Source organism: Arthrobacter sp. GAS37, from assembly GCF_044908325.1.
Lineage (GTDB): Bacteria > Actinomycetota > Actinomycetes > Actinomycetales > Micrococcaceae > Arthrobacter > Arthrobacter ramosus.
In genome coordinates this window covers 1-16570 of record NZ_JBIYDB010000062.1, presented here as the reverse complement: position 1 = coordinate 16570, position 16570 = coordinate 1, and the positions used below count along the sequence as shown (strand labels likewise).

Annotated in this window: 15 protein-coding genes and 1 pseudogene; 11 read left to right on the top strand and 5 right to left on the bottom strand. The window is 63.8% G+C overall.

Going from position 1 to position 16570, the window contains the following annotated elements:
* Positions 1–181: 181 nt before the first annotated feature.
* Positions 182–1645, top strand: a complete 1464-nt coding sequence (locus ABH924_RS23940) for an aromatic amino acid ammonia-lyase (RefSeq protein ID WP_404502899.1) — start codon at positions 182–184, stop codon at positions 1643–1645.
* Positions 1646–1754: 109 nt separating this feature from the next.
* Positions 1755–2504 carry a hypothetical protein gene (locus ABH924_RS23935; protein WP_404502897.1) on the top strand — a complete coding sequence of 250 codons (750 nt, stop codon included), beginning with the start codon at positions 1755–1757 and terminating at the stop codon, positions 2502–2504.
* A 253-nt stretch (positions 2505–2757) separates the two neighbouring features.
* Here the strand turns inward: ABH924_RS23935 and ABH924_RS23930 are convergent, their stop codons facing one another.
* From ABH924_RS23930 to ABH924_RS23920, 3 genes are all read right to left on the bottom strand, one after another.
* Positions 2758–3693: a serine hydrolase gene (locus tag ABH924_RS23930; RefSeq protein ID WP_404502895.1), complete on the bottom strand. Its 936-nt coding sequence runs from the start codon at positions 3691–3693 to the stop codon at positions 2758–2760.
* 173 nt (positions 3694–3866) lie between these two features.
* Entirely contained in the window at positions 3867–4172 is a 306-nt protein-coding gene (locus ABH924_RS23925) for a putative quinol monooxygenase (protein WP_234754291.1), read from the bottom strand.
* Positions 4173–4200: 28 nt separating this feature from the next.
* Positions 4201–4938: a glutamine amidotransferase gene (locus ABH924_RS23920; protein WP_404502893.1), complete on the bottom strand. Its 738-nt coding sequence runs from the start codon at positions 4936–4938 to the stop codon at positions 4201–4203.
* A 385-nt stretch (positions 4939–5323) separates the two neighbouring features.
* Between ABH924_RS23920 and ABH924_RS23915 the strand changes: the two genes are divergently transcribed.
* The 4 genes from ABH924_RS23915 to mctP all read left to right on the top strand — a co-directional run bounded on the left by ABH924_RS23915 (position 5324) and on the right by mctP (position 9235).
* A complete protein-coding gene (locus tag ABH924_RS23915) occupies positions 5324–6697 on the top strand; it encodes an ammonium transporter (RefSeq protein WP_404502891.1) in 1374 nt (457 codons plus the stop codon).
* A 47-nt stretch (positions 6698–6744) separates the two neighbouring features.
* On the top strand, positions 6745–7068 hold the full coding sequence (locus ABH924_RS23910) for a DUF6221 family protein (RefSeq protein ID WP_234754299.1): 324 nt from the start codon (positions 6745–6747) through the stop codon (positions 7066–7068).
* A 191-nt stretch (positions 7069–7259) separates the two neighbouring features.
* A complete protein-coding gene (locus tag ABH924_RS23905) occupies positions 7260–7541 on the top strand; it encodes a DUF3311 domain-containing protein (protein WP_404502889.1) in 282 nt (93 codons plus the stop codon).
* The gene (gene mctP, locus ABH924_RS23900) at positions 7538–9235 is read left to right on the top strand and encodes a monocarboxylate uptake permease MctP (protein ID WP_404502887.1); all 1698 of its coding nucleotides are present in this window, start codon (positions 7538–7540) and stop codon (positions 9233–9235) included. The genes ABH924_RS23905 and mctP overlap by 4 nt, the downstream gene beginning before the upstream one ends.
* 13 nt (positions 9236–9248) lie before the next feature.
* On the opposite strand, the gene ABH924_RS23895 is transcribed toward mctP, so the two are convergent.
* Together ABH924_RS23895 and ABH924_RS23890 are read right to left on the bottom strand one after the other, a co-directional pair.
* The gene (locus tag ABH924_RS23895; RefSeq protein WP_404502885.1) at positions 9249–10112 is read right to left on the bottom strand and encodes a homocysteine S-methyltransferase; all 864 of its coding nucleotides are present in this window, start codon (positions 10110–10112) and stop codon (positions 9249–9251) included.
* 70 nt (positions 10113–10182) lie between these two features.
* Positions 10183–11667 carry an HNH endonuclease gene (locus ABH924_RS23890; protein WP_404502883.1) on the bottom strand — a complete coding sequence of 495 codons (1485 nt, stop codon included), beginning with the start codon at positions 11665–11667 and terminating at the stop codon, positions 10183–10185.
* A gap of 194 nt (positions 11668–11861) precedes the next feature.
* On the opposite strand from ABH924_RS23890, the gene ABH924_RS23885 reads away from it, so the two are divergent.
* From ABH924_RS23885 to ABH924_RS23865, 5 genes and pseudogenes are all read left to right on the top strand, one after another.
* Complete coding sequence (locus ABH924_RS23885) at positions 11862–12761, top strand: LysR family transcriptional regulator (protein WP_404502881.1); 900 nt, start codon at positions 11862–11864, stop codon at positions 12759–12761.
* Positions 12762–12883: 122 nt separating this feature from the next.
* Positions 12884–13981: a tartrate dehydrogenase gene (locus tag ABH924_RS23880; RefSeq protein ID WP_404502880.1), complete on the top strand. Its 1098-nt coding sequence runs from the start codon at positions 12884–12886 to the stop codon at positions 13979–13981.
* Positions 13982–14135: 154 nt separating this feature from the next.
* Positions 14136–15098 (top strand): cation:dicarboxylate symporter family transporter, encoded by a 963-nt coding sequence (locus tag ABH924_RS23875; protein ID WP_404502878.1) that lies wholly within the window; start codon positions 14136–14138, stop codon positions 15096–15098.
* Positions 14993–15292 (top strand): cation:dicarboxylate symporter family transporter, encoded by a 300-nt coding sequence (locus ABH924_RS23870; protein WP_404502901.1) that lies wholly within the window; start codon positions 14993–14995, stop codon positions 15290–15292. Before ABH924_RS23875 ends, ABH924_RS23870 begins: the two co-directional genes overlap by 106 nt.
* Position 15293: 1 nt before the next feature.
* Positions 15294–16426: pseudogene (locus ABH924_RS23865) on the top strand (glycerate kinase).
* The last annotated feature ends 144 nt before the right edge of the window (positions 16427–16570 follow it).

Below are 16570 nucleotides of genomic sequence, written 5' to 3'. Positions count from 1 at the left end.
TACGACCGCGCCATCGAAGTCGCCCACGAACGCGGCGTCCGCATCCCCATGGAAGAAACCCGCTAACCAGACCCGACAACCCCAACTAGCTCGCACCAGATGTCGTTATGAGCCCCGAAAACGACAACAACTGCGAGCTAGTTGGGGAGGTCAACCACCCATCTGAGAAAGAATCACTCCCATGATCGAAATTGACGGACGCCGGCTTGAGCTCGGCGACATCCTAGCGGTGGCAGCAGGCCGCCATAAAGTGACGCTGGCGCCGTCGGCCGTTGAACGCATGACGGCGTCCCAGCGCTCCGCCCGCGCGACGGCACAGGCACGGCCGGTTTATGGTCGGTCCACAGGCGTAGGCGCTAACCGCTCCGTGACCCTCAACCAAGCGGACACTGAGGTCGACACCCACGGTCTCAACTTGTTGCGGAGCCATGCCGTCGATGCCGGACGGGCCCTTGACCGCGAGACCGTCCGGGCGATGCTGATCATCAGGCTCTCCCAACTCGCAGCCGGCGCATCCGGGATCAACCCGGCTGTAGCCGACGCCGTTTCGGAGATGCTCAACGCCGATACCCTGCCGGAAGTACGGGAATTCGGCGGTATAGGAACCGCAGATCTTCCCGCCCTGGCGGGAACGGCTCTCACCCTCCTCGGTGAGCGGCCCACCATGGACGGCAAGAAAGTGCCGGTGCCACTGGAGACTTGGGCGACCGAGGATGCGCTGCCCTTCATCAGCTCCAGCGCGCTTACCATCGCCCAGGCCGTCCTGGCGCATCAGAGGCTAGCGACCCTGTTGGAGAACCTCACGACGGTCAGCGCACTGACATTCGCTGCCATGTCAGGAAACTCCGAAGCGTTCGCCCCGGAAGTCGCAAAGGCGGCAGAATCGGACGCACTGGCAGACGTGGCTACAACCCTTCAGGGACTGGTATCAGGGCATGGCAAGCCCGCACGTATTCAGGACCCGTATTCTCTGCGCATGCTTCCACACGCACTAGGCGCTGTAGTGGAAGAACTCGACGCGCTGAAGCTCGTCTTGGAGCGTCTGGTGGTTGCAGGCCACGAGAACCCCATGGTCTTCGGCTCCGTGGAAGATGGCAGCAACGGTGTGGCGCACCACGGCCTCTTCCAGATGTCCACTCTCGCCCGGCGGATTGACGGGTTGCAGTTGGCACTTGGCGCAGCATGCACCAACACGCTTGGAAGGATCAGCCGGTTATGCGATCCCGCGTACACGGGCCTCCACAGGTTCCTTGCCGTCGACGACTCCGGCCAGTCCGGCGTCATGATGCTGGAATATGTGGCGGCCGCAGCGGTGGGCCATATTCGAGCCAACGCTCAGCCGGTGAGCCTACAAACGGTGGTCCTGTCCTTGGGCGCTGAAGAAGATGCAAGTTTCGCGAGTGTGTCCACCTCCCGGCTGGATTCCACCGTCCGGGCGCTTGCAACGGTTGTTGGTGTTGAACTCCTTTGCGCGTCACGGGCACTGAGGCTGCAAGGCCGGACACCCGGAGAATTCGCGAGTCCGCGGTTCCGAAAAGCCTTCGACGCCGGTCTATCGTTGCCCGCCGACGTCCAGGACCGGGATCTCCGCCCCGATGTCGACGCCGCGTCCCATCTGGCGATCCTTCCGGAGTTCGGGCGCTAAGCATGCTTAGCTATGGACTGCCGCCCCGGACGGGCGTACCTTAGTTTCCAAACACCGCACTGGGGAGGTGGAGTGTTTGGCTGGGTATCTGGGGTGCCGTGGCGTTTCTTTGGTTCGCCCCGTTCTTCTCGCCGTTTTCGGCGCATTGGCGTGGTTGCTGTGGCTGGCCGGTCCTTCGCAGGCCACAGACCTTCTGCCGACGATTCCGGCTGTCCCGACACCTTCGGTTTCACTGCCACCGGTTCCCCTCACCGATCCCGTAGGGCCGATCGTCGAGCACGTCCCGTCCGTGGTTCCAAGCCCGGGTCCGTTGGCCACAGTTCCTAAGACCGTTGTCAATCAGCTAACGGAGCAGGTCTTGACGCCAGTGGTTGGAGTCGTCGACGCTGTGCCGCCCGTGGTCGAGAACACGATCGGGGAACTCCCGCCATTGCCCGAGCCGCCTTCCGTGCCGGCATTGCCGCCGGTGCCCGGAGCACTGCCGCCTCACGGACCAAGCGTTCCAGCTATCCCCGTCGATCCCTTGCGCGCCGGATCCGTCGCTGCGCTGACCGCGCCCACCATACTTGCCAGCACGAGCCCCCGTACAGTTGTTGTCCTGCCCCCGGAAATGCTGGCGACGACGGAAATGTCGCCAGTTCCGGGTGGCCCTCCGCCCGGCAAACAGGTCCCTCCGGCCGCGCCCCCACAAGAGTCTGGATCGACGTCGGAGTCGCAGGGTGGCTCGGCCGCCTACGGCGCTGCAGATCTGCCGGAACAACATGCGCTGGCACCGCCACCCCGCCATGGCCCGATCCCCGATCGCCGGCAAAGCCCCTCAGCCGAACCTGCATTCGATCCTGGTTCCTCTCCCGACTGATCAGGCCGCCCCTGCCCTTTTGGCAGGCACGACCAATTGCGCCGCATCGCGCAGAACACCGTCTTAGTCAGGAGAAGACCATGCAGGACCATAACCGATTGATAGGAAATTGGCCCGACCCCATGAAGAAGGGAGACATATAGATAGCACTTCTACAGGCGCTCAGCGCCCATAAGGGAACAAGGACGCCGGCCGCGCAGTCAGTCTGACTGCGCGGCCGGCGTCGTGATGCTGAAGATCGGGCCAGGTCCCTTTAGAACAGACCATTCACCACAGCCTGGGTGAGCTGGTGGAAGATGTCGGTGCGGGCGGGGATATCGCTCTCGTCCTGGCCTTTGGTGTAGACCACGAATGCGTAGGAGTTGGTCCCGTTGGTGAGGATGCTGGCGTCGTGGAGTTCGTCGTCGAGCAGTCCATACTTGTGGAAAACAGTGATTCCGGCCGGCACTGCGGCGGGGATGAGTGACTCGTAGTTGGTGTTCTGCATATAGGACAACAACTGTGCGGTGTCCTGCTGGTTCAGGAGCTTCCCGCCGTAGAGGCCGGCCATGATGCTGGCCATTTCGCTTGGAGTCAGAGTGTTGTTCATCGGGTCGTAGCTGACACCGATCGATGCGGCATAGGCCTGCAGTTCCGAATAACCGACCGCGTCCATGATCAGGGACCAGGAGTCGTTGTCGCTGTTCTGGATCATCTCTTTGATCTGGAATCCGGCTGTGTACTCGCCCAAGGGATCGTCAAGGGACACTGCGCCCGTTTCGACAAGGTGATAGTACGCTGCGGCAGACAGGACTTTGGCGGTGCTTGCTGCCTCGAATGGCGCTTGGACCCCGTACTGATGGCTTGAGCCATCAGATAAGTCGATCAGGGTGACGCCGATCTGGTACTGGCTGTTGGCGTTGATGATGCCGTTGATCTCGGAGTCCAACGCGGGGGTCACTCCGGTACCCGAAGCAGCCGGCGCCGCAACTGCGGGAGCCGCGACGGCTGGAGCTGCAGTCGGCGCCTCGGCCGCGGCGGCCGCCGTCGTCGGGAATGCCGTCGTCGGGGATGCGGCTGGAACAGCTGCCGACGGCGTGGCGCCGGCTACCGCCGATACAGCATGGGGGACGGATGAGCGGGCATGCGCGGCCGAGTAAACCGTGGCCGTCAGGGTCAGTGCCAGAATGCCCGCGAAGGCCGTCAGCAAGGCCGATCGACGTCGGCGGGGACTCCAGCGGTTCCACCGACTTCTCTTTCGTCCGGACCCTTGGCCGGGACGACGGGGCTCTTGCTCTTCCATAATGAACCAACCGTAGCTACTGCAGCTATGTAAGAGCTATGAAAATCCTGTCCGTCAGCCACGTGTCGCCTGGATGAATATCAGGGGTTTCGGAGCGGTGAGCCCAATACCGTGAACCGGGTGCCGCCCATCTCCCCGGACAGCAGTGGCATTGCCTCACTTATGGCGGCCCGGACGCTGTCCAGCTGCAGCGATCCTTGGTGCGCTTCTGCCGATTCCCATAGTTCGCAGACAAAGACCGTGTCCGGCGATTCCTCGTTGACGCCCACCTCGTAGAGCAGGCAGCCCGCGCCCCGGAGCTCCGGTTTCGGTCTGAGAAGGATGGAGACGACGGCGTCGCGCTGGCCGGGTTTCGTGCCGAGGCTTCCCACATTTGCAAAAGTCATGGGCCCATTGTGCTTCATTCCCCCGACGTTATTGGGGAATCGCGTATCGGCGGACAAAGTTGCCGAGGATCTTCATCGGTTCGGTGGCCGTGATCTTCCGGGCGTCTGCCATCAGCTGTTCAGCAGCCTCGGGCGGAAAGTATCCAGCGTGGCGATACGTGTCGATCCGCGTGACGAGCCCCTCGGCGTCGAGCTCCGGATGGAATTGAGTGGCGTAAAGGTTCCTCTTGATCCGGAACATCTGCACCGGGCAGGCGGCCGAGCCGGCAAGCAACACCGCATGTCCTGGCAGGACCGTGCAGGCTTCCTTATGGCCGGTAAAGGCGACAAAACGCTCGGACATGCCTTGGAGGAGCGGGTCTTGGAGGCCCTCCGCTGTGAGTTTGATGGTTACCGCGCCGAGTCCTTCACCATAGGTACGGTCAATCACAGCCCCTTGGTGAAGTCCCAGGGTTCCGACCCCATAGCAGGCCCCCAGAAAGGGAAAGTCGGCGGCAACAATCGTGTCCAGCAGCTGCGCGAGTTCTTTCTCCACCCTTTTCTGGACCGGGCTCTTGTGTTCCGGCGGGTCGCTCGAGGTGAAGGGGCTGCCACCCACAATCACTCCGGAATAGTCGGAGAGCTCAAGCGGCGGGAGGGGCGCCACCTCCATTCGGATGCGTTGCAGTTGCTCGGGAGCGAGCCCTCCAAAACGAAGATACGCCTGGTACTCTTCCTCGGCGGCAGCGTCTTCGGCGCGAGATGCGAGCAGGAGAAACGGCTTCACAGGCTAAGTGTGCGCGCGGCGGCAGTGACGCGCCAGCGTTCGGCCGAAACATCCGTTTGAGGTGCGGTGAGCCGCCGTTCACGTGGAAGAAATGTCCGGATTTCCGGCCTAGTGGAAGGATTTCACCTCCTTTGGCTCTGGAATCCGCGGAATCACTGGGATCCTTGGCGCCTGTTCCGGAGGGCCACTCGTCCGTGCCGGGGCGGCGTTAACATTCCCGAAACACGCCCGTCATGCGTTCTTCACGCCATGTCAAGTCATGTAACGTACCCGCAACTTTTCCTCGCATTGCTTGAAACACGGAACCGGAAATATTGGGCAGGGGAAGAACCGGGCCACGCTGCGGCGGTCCTCCTACGGCATTCCGATAAGAAGGGAAACGCACGTGAATATCACTGCGGAAAACGTTTGGGTGATGGTGTCGGCGGCACTTGCACTGCTCATGACTCCGGCACTCGGCCTCTTCTACAGTGGCATGACGCGGGCCAAGGCCTCCCTCAACATGATCATGATGAGCTTCATCTCCGCGGGCATCGTAGGCGCCGTGTGGATCCTGTGGGGCTACTCGATGATCAGCGGCAAGAGTGTTCTGGGGATTTTCGGCAATCCGTTCAGCAGCTTCGGCTCGGCGGACCTGGTCGGTTCCACCGATCTCATCAAACTCGGCTTCAGCGCTACCTTCGCCATCGTCACCGTGGCCCTGATCAGCGGCGCCATCGCCGACCGCGCCAAATTCTCATCCTGGGTCATCTTCGTCCCCATCTGGATCACCCTGGTGTATTGCCCCTTGGCTTTCATGGTCTGGGGTGGCGGCCTACTCAGCCCTGGCGGAGCGATCAGTTCGGTCTTCGGTCAGGTGATTGACTTCGCCGGCGGCACAGTGGTGGAAATCAGCTCCGGCGCTGCCGCGTTTGTCCTGGCATTGATCCTGGGCAAGCGTCACGGCTTTGGAAAAGACCCGAACCACCGCCCGCACAACCTCCCCTTCATCATGCTTGGCGCCGGACTCCTGTGGTTCGGTTGGTTCGGTTTCAATGCCGGCGCGGCCACGACGTCGGCGCAGGCCGGCTTGATCTGGGTCAACACCCTTGTTGCCCCGGCCGGGGCTATGCTCAGCTGGTTGGTCACCGAGAAGATCCGGCACGGCCACCCCACATCATTGGGTGCCGCATCCGGCGTCGTTGCCGGCCTCGTGGCTATTACTCCGGCCTGCGCCAATGTGGCTCCCGCGGCAGCCCTCGGCCTGGGGCTGGTAGCCGGCGCCGCCTGCGCCGTATTTGTCGACCTGAAACACAAGTTCGGCTTTGATGACTCCCTCGACGTCGTGGGCGTCCACCTCGGTGGCGGACTTGTCGGCACGCTCGCGCTCGGATTCATCGCGCTGCCGGTGAACGGCAAGGGTGGAGGATTGTTTTACGGAGGCGGACTCCAGCAGCTCGTGGCGCAGATCGTCGCCATTCTTGTCACCCTTGCAATCTCGGGAATCATGACGGCAATCATTGCCCTTGTCATTCACAAGACCGTTGGATTCCGGGTCAGCCACGAGGCGGAGCTCGCCGGCGTGGACTTGTCCGAGCACGCCGAGACCGCCTACGAGTTCGGCAGCATGTCCCGGAGCCACTTCAACGCCCTCCCCCATGTTGCCGCCCTCCCCCACGTCAACATCCCGATTTCAGCCCGAGCCGCTGCCGCCGCTTCGTCCCCCGCGGCCGCTCCCGCCGTCGAACTCCCGCGCGAAAAGCAGGCCGACCCCGCTTAGCGGAGGCAGGCATTTCCGCAGCCGCAAGGGACGCGTACGCTCAATTTGTGGATATCGTCGATTTCCTCTCGGACCGCCTGAACGAGGACGAGGCTGCGGCACGGAAACTCCTCGGCGACCGTTCCGTCTCCGAAGCGGGCAAATGGTACGAGCGACGCCTTCTCCTGGAATGCGAATCAAAGAGAAGGCTGCTCAGGATCGTGGAATCCGCACGGCAGACGGCCCTGGCCACGATGGTTCGCGGCACGCTTGGTGATACCCCGCAGTGGATCCCGGAATCGATCGAATGGACCACGAAGTCGTTGAATGCCCTCGCGCTGCCCTATTCGGACCATCCGGACTTCGAGCCGGAATGGCTGGCGGGTACGTAGCTGGCGGGCTGATTAAGCGCTGCGCCATCCGCCGCTGAGCCCGCAACAAAAAACGGGACCACTTCCCCTGTCAAAGAATTAATCCAGAATCTATTCTGTTGATGGACCGGTACACGTACGGTCTGCCAGGCCACCGGCACGTCCCGGGAAGCCCATCCCGCTCCGGGGGCCGTCTCTATGAGGAGGCGTCCATGTCATCTCCCGATGTGCCGACCCGGGGGCCCGCAAGGCCCGGTCCGTATATTGTGGCCGGAATCCTGCTGGCCATCGCCATTCTGGTTCCACTGTTGGTCCCGGTGTATTCGATTGATCAGCCGCGGCTCGCTGGCATGCCGTTCTTTTACTGGTACCAAATGCTCTGGGTCCCGATCACGGCAGGCATGGTGGGCGTCTCCTACTGGCTGGTTACCAAGGAGGACCGTCGCCGCCGCGAGGTCGCGCGGGGCGCACGCACTGAGGAGCAGGAACAATGAGCGGGCTCACCGTCCCGCTGGTGACCACAGCGGATCGGCCCGTCAACGGCGTCGCGCTCACCGTCGTCGTCGTCCTCTTTATCCTGGTGGCGGTCTTGGGCTTCTTCGCCGCACGCTGGCGAGCGGGCAAGGAGACCGGCCTGCACAGTCTCGATGAGTGGGGCCTCGGCGGCCGCGGTTTTGGAACCTGGGTGACGTGGTTCCTTCTCGGTGGCGATCTCTACACGGCCTACACATTCGTGGCCGTCCCGGCGGCAATGTGGGCCACCGGCGCCGTGAGCGGTTTCTTCGCCGTGCCATACACGATCGTGCTCTACCCGATTGTGTTCCTGTTGATGAGCCGTTTGTGGTCGGTCTCGCACCGCCATGGGTTCGTCACGCCGGCGGACTTCGTTGGCGGGCGCTATGGCAGCAGGGCGTTGACTGTTGCGGTGGCCCTCACGGGCATTGTCGCGACCATGCCCTACATCGCGCTGCAACTGGTCGGCATCAAAGCCGTACTCACGGTGTTGGGCCTCGGCAGCGCGCAGAATGTGCTGCTGACTGACCTTCCGCTGATCATCGCCTTCGTGGTCCTGGCCGCCTACACCTACACTTCGGGCCTTCGGGCGCCGGCGCTTATCGCCGTCGTGAAGGATCTGCTGATCTACCTCGCGGTCATCGTTGCTGTGATCTACCTGCCGATCAAGTTCGGGGGCTGGGACAACATCTTCGGTGCGGCCCAGACGAAACTCGACGCCATCAGCCCGGCCACAGGAAAGCCAACCGGCGTCTTCATCCCGGGTGCCGCAAGCTATTCGGCGTACTGGACACTGGCTCTGGGATCGGCCATGGCGCTGTTCATGTACCCCCACTCGGTCACCGGGGTCTTGGCGACCAAGAGCAGGAACACCATCCGCAAGAATGCCGCGGTTCTTCCGCTGTACTCGCTTATGCTGGGGTTCCTTGCCCTCCTGGGTTACGCGGCCATCTCCGCGGGCACCAAACCCATTGACCTGAACGGTGCCGTCAATCCGCAACTGGTGGTTCCGCAGCTGTTCCTGGACAACTTCCCCGCATGGTTTGCAGGGATCGCCTTGGCGGCTATCGCCATCGGCGCCTTGGTCCCGGCCGCTATCATGTCGATCGCTGCCGCTAACCTGTTCACCCGCAATATCTACCGCGACCTGATCCGGCCCGACGCCGACCCGCGGCAGGAAGCGAAGGTCTCCAAGATCGCCTCGCTCGTGGTGAAGTTCGGGGCGCTGATTTTCGTGATTGCGATGGACCAATCGGCTGCCATCAATATGCAGCTACTTGGCGGTATCTGGATCCTGCAGACCTTCCCCGCGATCGTGGCAGGACTGTACACTCGCTGGTTCCACCGCTGGGCGCTCTTCGCAGGCTGGGCGGCCGGGATCATCTACGGCACCGTCGCCGCGTACAACGTGGTCAACCCCGTGACGAAGGCCAACTTCGGCGGGTCCATCGCGGCCATCCCCGGCACCAATGTGCAGGTTTACATCGCCGTCGTGGCGTTCGCGATCAACCTTATCGTTGCTGCCGTACTCTCGCTGGTCTTCCGCGCCATGAAGCTCCCCGACGGAAAGGACATCACCCGGAACTCGGACTACGGAGCTGATGAAGACGATCCGAAAGTTGCACAGCTTCAGCGCGGGTATCCCTTGGGCGAAACGGGAGGCCCCGCGTTCTGACCGGATCTGCGCGCTAGCGCTTCATCGACAGCCTCGCCACGGCAGCGATGTCCCGCGGCGTCGTCCGGCAGCACTCGCCGATGAGCCGAGCCCCAAGATCGCGCCAAGTGCCAGCCCCTTCGGCGAGGCTTGACGGGCCCCCGGCGCATGCCCCGGGGCAAGGTCCCCACGTCTTGGTGACGGCGTCGTAGCTTTCGCCCGAGTTCGGGTACGCGAGCAGCGGCTTGTCCGTGGCATTGCGCAGGGCCTCAAGCGCTGGGGAAACCAAGTTCAGCGGCACGCAATTCACGCCGATCGCGGCGACGCGCGGCTGGGCTCCACAAAGCGCCGCCACCTCAGCAAGGGGCGTGCCGTCGCTGATGTGTCCGCCGTCCCGAAGCGTGAAGGAAAACCAGGATTCGACGTCGAACTCTTCCACGAGCGCCAAAAGGGCCTCAGCCTCCGCGAAGGAGGGCAGCGTCTCACAGGCCAGCAGGTCCGCGGCGGCCTCCACGAGCGCCCGAATGCGCGGCCGGTGGAACTCCTTGAACTCGCGCTGGGCGAGGAAGTACTCGCCCCGGGCCTCGTCGGCCAAGCGAACGCTTAACGCCACCAGTTCCAAGGCTTCCGCCTCGGCAATGCCGCACCGGGCAAATCCCTGTGGCAGTGCTTGATAGCTCGAGGTGATGGCGACTGCGGCGCCGACGTCGAAATAGTCGCGATGTACCTGCTTGATCAGCTGAGGTTGTTCCAAGAGGACCTTGGCCGACCATAGCGGATCGTCCAGATCGCAGCCGCGTGCTTCAAGCTCGGTGGCAAGTGCACCGTCCACTGTCAGGTTTGCACCGGAATCGAGCATGCGGGACAAGCTGGTGCTGTGACTGCTCCTGCTGTCCATAGCTTGAGCCTACGATCCTACCGTTGGGTTTGTTCTAGAAAGCTGTCGGCAACGAAAGCGGGAACAGGACCTAGGCAGCCGGCATTTCCGATCGGTGGCGGCTGCGAAACAGGTCCCCGAAATAGTGTGCCGCCATGACGGGCGGGTCTCCGTTCAAATGCGTTCCTGGCAGCGGCGGGGCTGTGGAACGGTAGGTATGTCCGGCGGGGGTGCGGATTTCAACGACGTGGCGTGTTGTTGCTGACCGGGTTCGTGCTGTCCAACCGGTGAGTTCTTTGGTGTGGTTGCAGGCTTCGCATAGGCCAGCCCCGTTGGCTAGGCTGGTGGGTCCTTTGTCGTGCCAGGGGACGATGTGGTCGAAGTGCCGGATGGGCGCGTCGCAGTAGGGGGTGCGGCAGGTGTCGTCGCGGGCCTGGATGAATCGCCGCATGCCTGCCGGAAAAAGCCGTGCCCGCGAATCGACGGCGACAAGGTCGCCGGTTCCGGGGGTGGTGTAGAGGCGCCGGAGCCAGAGCTTGAAGGCTTGGTCCGGCCCGGACTGGCCGGGTTGCCCGGGTTCGGCGTGGCCCTTGTTCCCGGTGAGCAGTGTCCTGGCCCAGGCGGCGGGGACGATCCCGTAGCCGGGCAGGCGTGCCGGTTCGGCCTCGCCCTGGAAGAGGGTGCGGTCGGTCATGACGAGCTGGACTTCCACCCCGCTGATCCCGGCGGGGGTGCCGGTGGTGCGTTCGACGAGGGTGTCGGCCATGATCTGTCCCCGGGACCGGGTCTCCCCTCCGGAGCGGAGGGTGTCGGCGTGCCGGGACAGGGCCGCGTGCACGGCCACCCCCTGGGCAACCGGGAGGAGGGCGGTCAGGTAGGTCATGGTGTCCGGTGCCGGGCGCAGGCTGACGTGCCGTTCGGTGGCGGCGTGGCCGGCGCGCTGGGTGACGGAGCGGGGGTCCCGCCGGTAGGCCGCGGTCCGGCCCGCGGCGATGATGGCCTTGTCGCCGGCGCCGTCGAAGGTCCCCGTGTCGGCGGCCAGTTCCTCGTCCACGGCGCGGCGGTCCTCGGCGCTCAGGCAGGCTGTTTCCTTCACCAGCAGGGTCGCGCGCCATTCGTTCAGCTGTCCGGTGTCGAGGGCGGCGAGGGTGTGCGGCATTTCGCTCACAAGCGCTTTGGCGAGGCCGTGGAGCCGGGATCCGCGGGCGGGAGACTCCCGCCGGGCCAAGGCAATTTGTGCCGCGACGCCGCGTCCCTGCTCCTCAGCGGGGATGCCCAGATCTGCCTCCGCGCTGCGCTGGGCGGCATCGAACGCGACGGCAATCCTCGCCTGCGCAGCGGCGGCCGCGGACTTCAGATCCTCAAGGGTACGCAACTGGTCAATCAATTCAGCGGGGTCGGGACGTTCGGTGCCGCCGGCCAGTTCAAAGGCAGCGGCTGGGCGAAGCGACGTCACAACATCGACCAGGTCCCGCACCCGAACGCGCGGGACAGCGACACCGGGGACAGCATCCGGAACCGCGCCGCCGACTGGCGCGCCCGCTCCGATCAGCTGTGTTCCCCGGTTCCCGTCCATAAGAAAAGCCTCGCAGGGACCACTGACATTATTAGGCCGGAGAACCGCGCCCGGGCGAAAAATCTTGAGAAGCAGCCGGATTTTTTTGGGAGGCAGCACCTCGAACGCCCAGACAGCCCGGCCATCGCTTGAGCCACTGATAGGCGTAGGCTATCGATCGTTTCGGAAGACCGCCCAGCCAGAGGAGCCGCACCGTGGACACGCGAAAACTGAAGTACTTCCTCGCCGTCGTCGACCACGACGGGTTCAACCGCGCTGCCGAGCATTTGCTCATCGCCCAGCCTTCGCTTTCCCAGACCATCGCCAACCTCGAGAAGGAGCTAGGCGTTCCGCTGTTCCACCGCATCGGCCGCAGGGCAGTCCTCAGCGAAGCCGGCAAGGAACTAGTCGGCCCGGCCAGACTCGTCATGCGGGATCTCGACGCCGCGCAATCCGCGGTCCAGTCACTCCGCGGCATCAGAAGCGGTCGCCTCGATATCATCACCATGCCTTCCCCCGGTATCGAGCCGCTGACGTCCATGATTGCCGCCTTTACCAAGGTCTATCCCGCAGTCCGGCTCAACGTCAGTGCCGCATTCACGCCCGAAGAAGTGATCGAATCAGTCCGCAACGGCAGCACCGAGATCGGACTGGCAGGCTCCCCTACGCCGATCCTGGTGCCCGGCGTCCAGGTCCTCGAACTCGAAAAGCAACCCCTCATCCTGATCGTCAACCCGCAGGCCGACACCTTCGGTACCGAGCAAACAGCCATCCACCGAGAGGATCTCGGAGGCCAGCGCATCATTGCCAGCCAGCGAGGCTCCCTCATGCGTTGGCTCGTCGACGATGCCCTGGCGCACGGCGTCGAGGTCGAGATCGTCGTCGAAGTCGCCCACCGGACCTCGATCTTGCCCCTCGTTCTGGCGGGCGTCGGGCACGCGGTGATGCCGTCGTCGTGGGCTACCACCGCGCACAAAGCGCGGCTCCGCACCCTTCTCATCGAACCCGTGAGCCATCTGGACGTCGCGGTGCTCAGCCGCAAAGACAACCTCACCCCCGCGGCCAAAGCATTCTTGAAAGTCGCTGCGGAGCACACCGAAGGCGCCAACAGCTAAACCAATAGGCGCTACCTATCAGTCATATCGAAACTAAGTCTTGGACGCCACCTACCCGCCGCCCGTCTACTTGAAAAGGAAGGCAGTGTGACTCTGCCAACAAACTCAACGAGGAGGTAGGCATGAGCGCCACCCAGAAATTCAGCATCGCATCGATCCCCGCAGACGGAGTCGGCAAGGAAGTTGTCTGCGCAGGCCGCCGCGTCCTGAACGCCCTGGCCGCGAACTCCAACGGCAAGTTCTGCTTCGAATGGACCGAGTTCCCATGGGGCTGCGGCTACTACGAGGAGACCGGCCAGATGATGGACCCTAAAGGCCTGGATGCCCTCAAGGATTTCGACGCCATCTACTTCGGCGCTGTCGGTTGGGAGAACGTCCCGGACCACATCAGCCTCTGGGGCCTGCGCCTGAACATCACCCAGAACTTCGACCAGTGGGCCAACATCCGCCCGGTCAAATTCCTCCCCGGCATCCAGTCCCCGCTCCGCAAAGCTGACATCACCGAGCTCGACTGGATTGTTGTCCGCGAAAACAGCGAAGGCGAGTACGCTGGCCTCGGCGGCCGCAACTTGAGTGGTCGCGGGCCGGGAAACGAGGTAGCGCTGCAGACCGCGTTGTTCACCGAGAAGGGCTGCGAGCGCATCATGCGCTTCGCGTTCGACCTCGCACGGACCCGCACAGTCAAAAAGGTCTCGTCGGTCACCAAGTCCAACGCTCAGCAGTACGGCATGGTCCTCTGGGACGAAACCTTCAAGCGCGTCGCCCTCGACTACCCGGACGTGCAGACCGAGAGCGTCCTGGTTGACGCCATGAGCGCCAAGTTCATCCTGCACCCCGAGGAACTGTCGGTGGTGGTCGCGTCCAACCTGAACGCCGACATCCTCTCGGACCTCGGCTCCGCCCTCACCGGCAGCCTCGGCCTCGCCGCGAGCGCCAACCTGAACCCGGAGCGCCGCTTCCCGTCGATGTTTGAGCCGGTCCACGGTTCCGCGCCGGACATCGCCGGCAAAGGCATCAGCAACCCGATCGGCGCGATCGCCAGCGCCGCCCTGATGCTCGACCACTTCGGCCTGCACGAGGAAGCCCGCTTGGTCGAGGCCGCCATCGAGCAGACCACCGCCGCCGGGTTCTTGACCCGCGACGTCGGCGGCGAGGCCACCACGGACGACGTCACCGAAGCGATCATTGCAGCACTCACCCACTCGCTGGCGGTCGTCTAAAGCAGCCCGCACCCCCGGTGACGTACGACGGCGGCTGGCCGGCCGCCGTCGTACGCGGGAGTCCCTTCCCAAGCTCGCAAGCTAGCGGCGGGGCCCTTGGACGCCACTTACCCTTCTGTTTTCTCCAGACACATTCCACAATGAGGTAGGAATCATGGAGCACACCAACAAGGCCGGCGCAGCTCCGGCTCCCAAGACCCGCTGGGACCGGCAATTGTATTTCTGGGTACTGACCGCCATTCTCATTGGCGTCCTGCTCGGCTGGCTCGCGCCGACTGCGGGCATTGCCATGGAACCGATCGGGACCACGTTCGTCAATGCGATGAGGATGCTCATCGGGCCGATTGTCTTCCTGACCATCGTCGGCGGGATCGCGAGCGTCGCGGACCTGAAGAAGGTCGGGATGACGGGCCTGAAGGCCCTCACCTATTTCCAGGTCGGCACCATTTGTGCGCTGGTGTTCGGTCTGGTGGCGATCAACATCTTCCGGCTTGGCGAGGGCGTCAACGCTACTCCCAGCACCATCAAGACCACTGATGCTGCGGCCAAGCTCATCGACGCCGGCGCGCACCAGGAATGGTGGCAGTTCCTGACCAACATCATCCCCACGAGCATCGTCCAGCCCTTCATCGCAGGCGACATTCTCCAGATCATCTTCATCGCGGTCGCCTTCGGCATCGCGTTGAACGCTATGGGCAAGCTCGGCGCGCCCGTGCTCGACGGCGTACAGCGGCTCACCGGCGTGATGTTCAAGATCCTGGGCTTCATCATGAAAGCCGCGCCGCTGGGTGCGTTCGGCGCCATGGCCTTCGCGGTCGGCAAGTACGGCGTGTCCTCGCTGAGCAGCATGGGTGGGCTGATCGCGCTGTTCTACATCACCTCGATCCTCTTTGTAGTGGTGGTCCTCGGCTCCGTGATGGCGTTCCTGAAGCTGAACATCTTCAATTGGGCCTCATCGCCGTCATGCTGCTTACGTCCAAGGGTGCTGCCGGGGTCGCAGGCGGCGGCTTCATCGCTCTCACTGCAACGTTGGCCACCATCGGTACCATCCCGGCCGCCGGCATCATGCTCATCTTCGGCATCGACAAGTTCATGTCCGAATGCCGCGCCCTCGTAAACTTCACCGGCAACGCTGTCGCCACCCTGTTCATCGCCTGGTGGGACCGCACCCTCGACGCCGACCGCGTCCGCCGCGTCTTCGCCGGCGAAGTTGTGGAGCCGATTCCGGTGTCTGAAGTTCCCGCGCCCGCTGCCGCCGTCGAGCCTTTTCAGCCCGCCGACCGCCGCCCCGCCTATTCGGAATCCATCTGACATGAGTAACGCAAGCGTCCCGAAGACCGTCCTCATCGCGCCCGACAAGTTCAAAGGCAGCCTCACCGCCGGTGAGGTCGCGGACGCCCTGGCAGCAGGGCTCCGTTCCGCCGGAGCGGTTCGGTGTGAGTTGCTGCCGCTGGCGGACGGAGGTGACGGCAGCGTCGATGCCGCCGTCGCCTCCGGGTTCGCCCGCCACGCTTTGGTGGTCCCGGGCCCGACCGGCCAGCCCGTCCAGGCGAGCATCGCGTTCGACGGCGTCACTGCTGTTGTGGAGTAGCGAACACTTGCGGTTTGGGCCTATTGCCGGACGGGCGGCTTTTGCCGCTCGATGCGTCGAGCCGCGGGTTTGGCGAGGCCGTTCTCTTTGCCCTTTCGCTGAGGCCGGCGCGGATCGTGCTGGCGCTCGGAGGCAGCGCCAGCACCGACGGAGGAATGGGCATGCTCACCGCTCTGGGCTTCCGCTTCCTCGATGCTTCCGGTTGTTCATTGGAGGGCGACGGGCGGAACCTTGGCCTTGTTCATTCCGTTCTCGGGGCGTTGCTTCCCGGGTTGGCTGAGACGGAACTGATTGTAGCGAGTGACGTGCACAACCCGCTGTGCGGGCCGGACGGTGCGCCTGCGGTGTTCGGTCCGCAGAAGGGTGCTTCGGTTCAGGATCTGGCAGCGCTCGACGCCGGTCTGACGCACTTTGTCTCTGTGCTCGCTTCCGTTGGGTTTGAGGATGCAGCTTCCGTTGCCGAGCATCCGGGCGCTGGAAGCGCCGGTGGGATCGGCTTCGCGTGCATGCTGCTGGGTGCTTCTCAGGTCTCCAGAGCGGACTACTTCCTCGACCTCCTGGACTTCGACACCCGCAAGGACAGCTGCGACGTCGTCATTACCGGCGAGGGCAGCATCGACGAGCAGACCTTGGCCGGAAAGCTGCCTGCCGCCGTCGCACGCCGATCGGGCACCCCGGCGATCATCGCCGTCGCGGGCCGCTCGTTGTTGCCGCAGGATCGGTGGTCCGAGATGTCGCTCTTGCGCGTCTACACGCTGGCGGACTACACGGACCGGGACTCGTCGAAGGATCCTGTGTTGTCGGCGGAACTGTTGCGGCGGATTGGGCAGGAAATTGGGGAGGGGCTTGGCTAAGGGTGACCGCGAGGCAGGCAGATACGCAGTGGAGAGTAAACCGCCTGCAGCTAACCTCGATTTTTCATCGGTTGTCTGAACGGTCGTCTGGGTCCTGATTTTTGCTGGGTGGGTGCGTCCGGCTGATCGGGGGCGTGCTGGAGG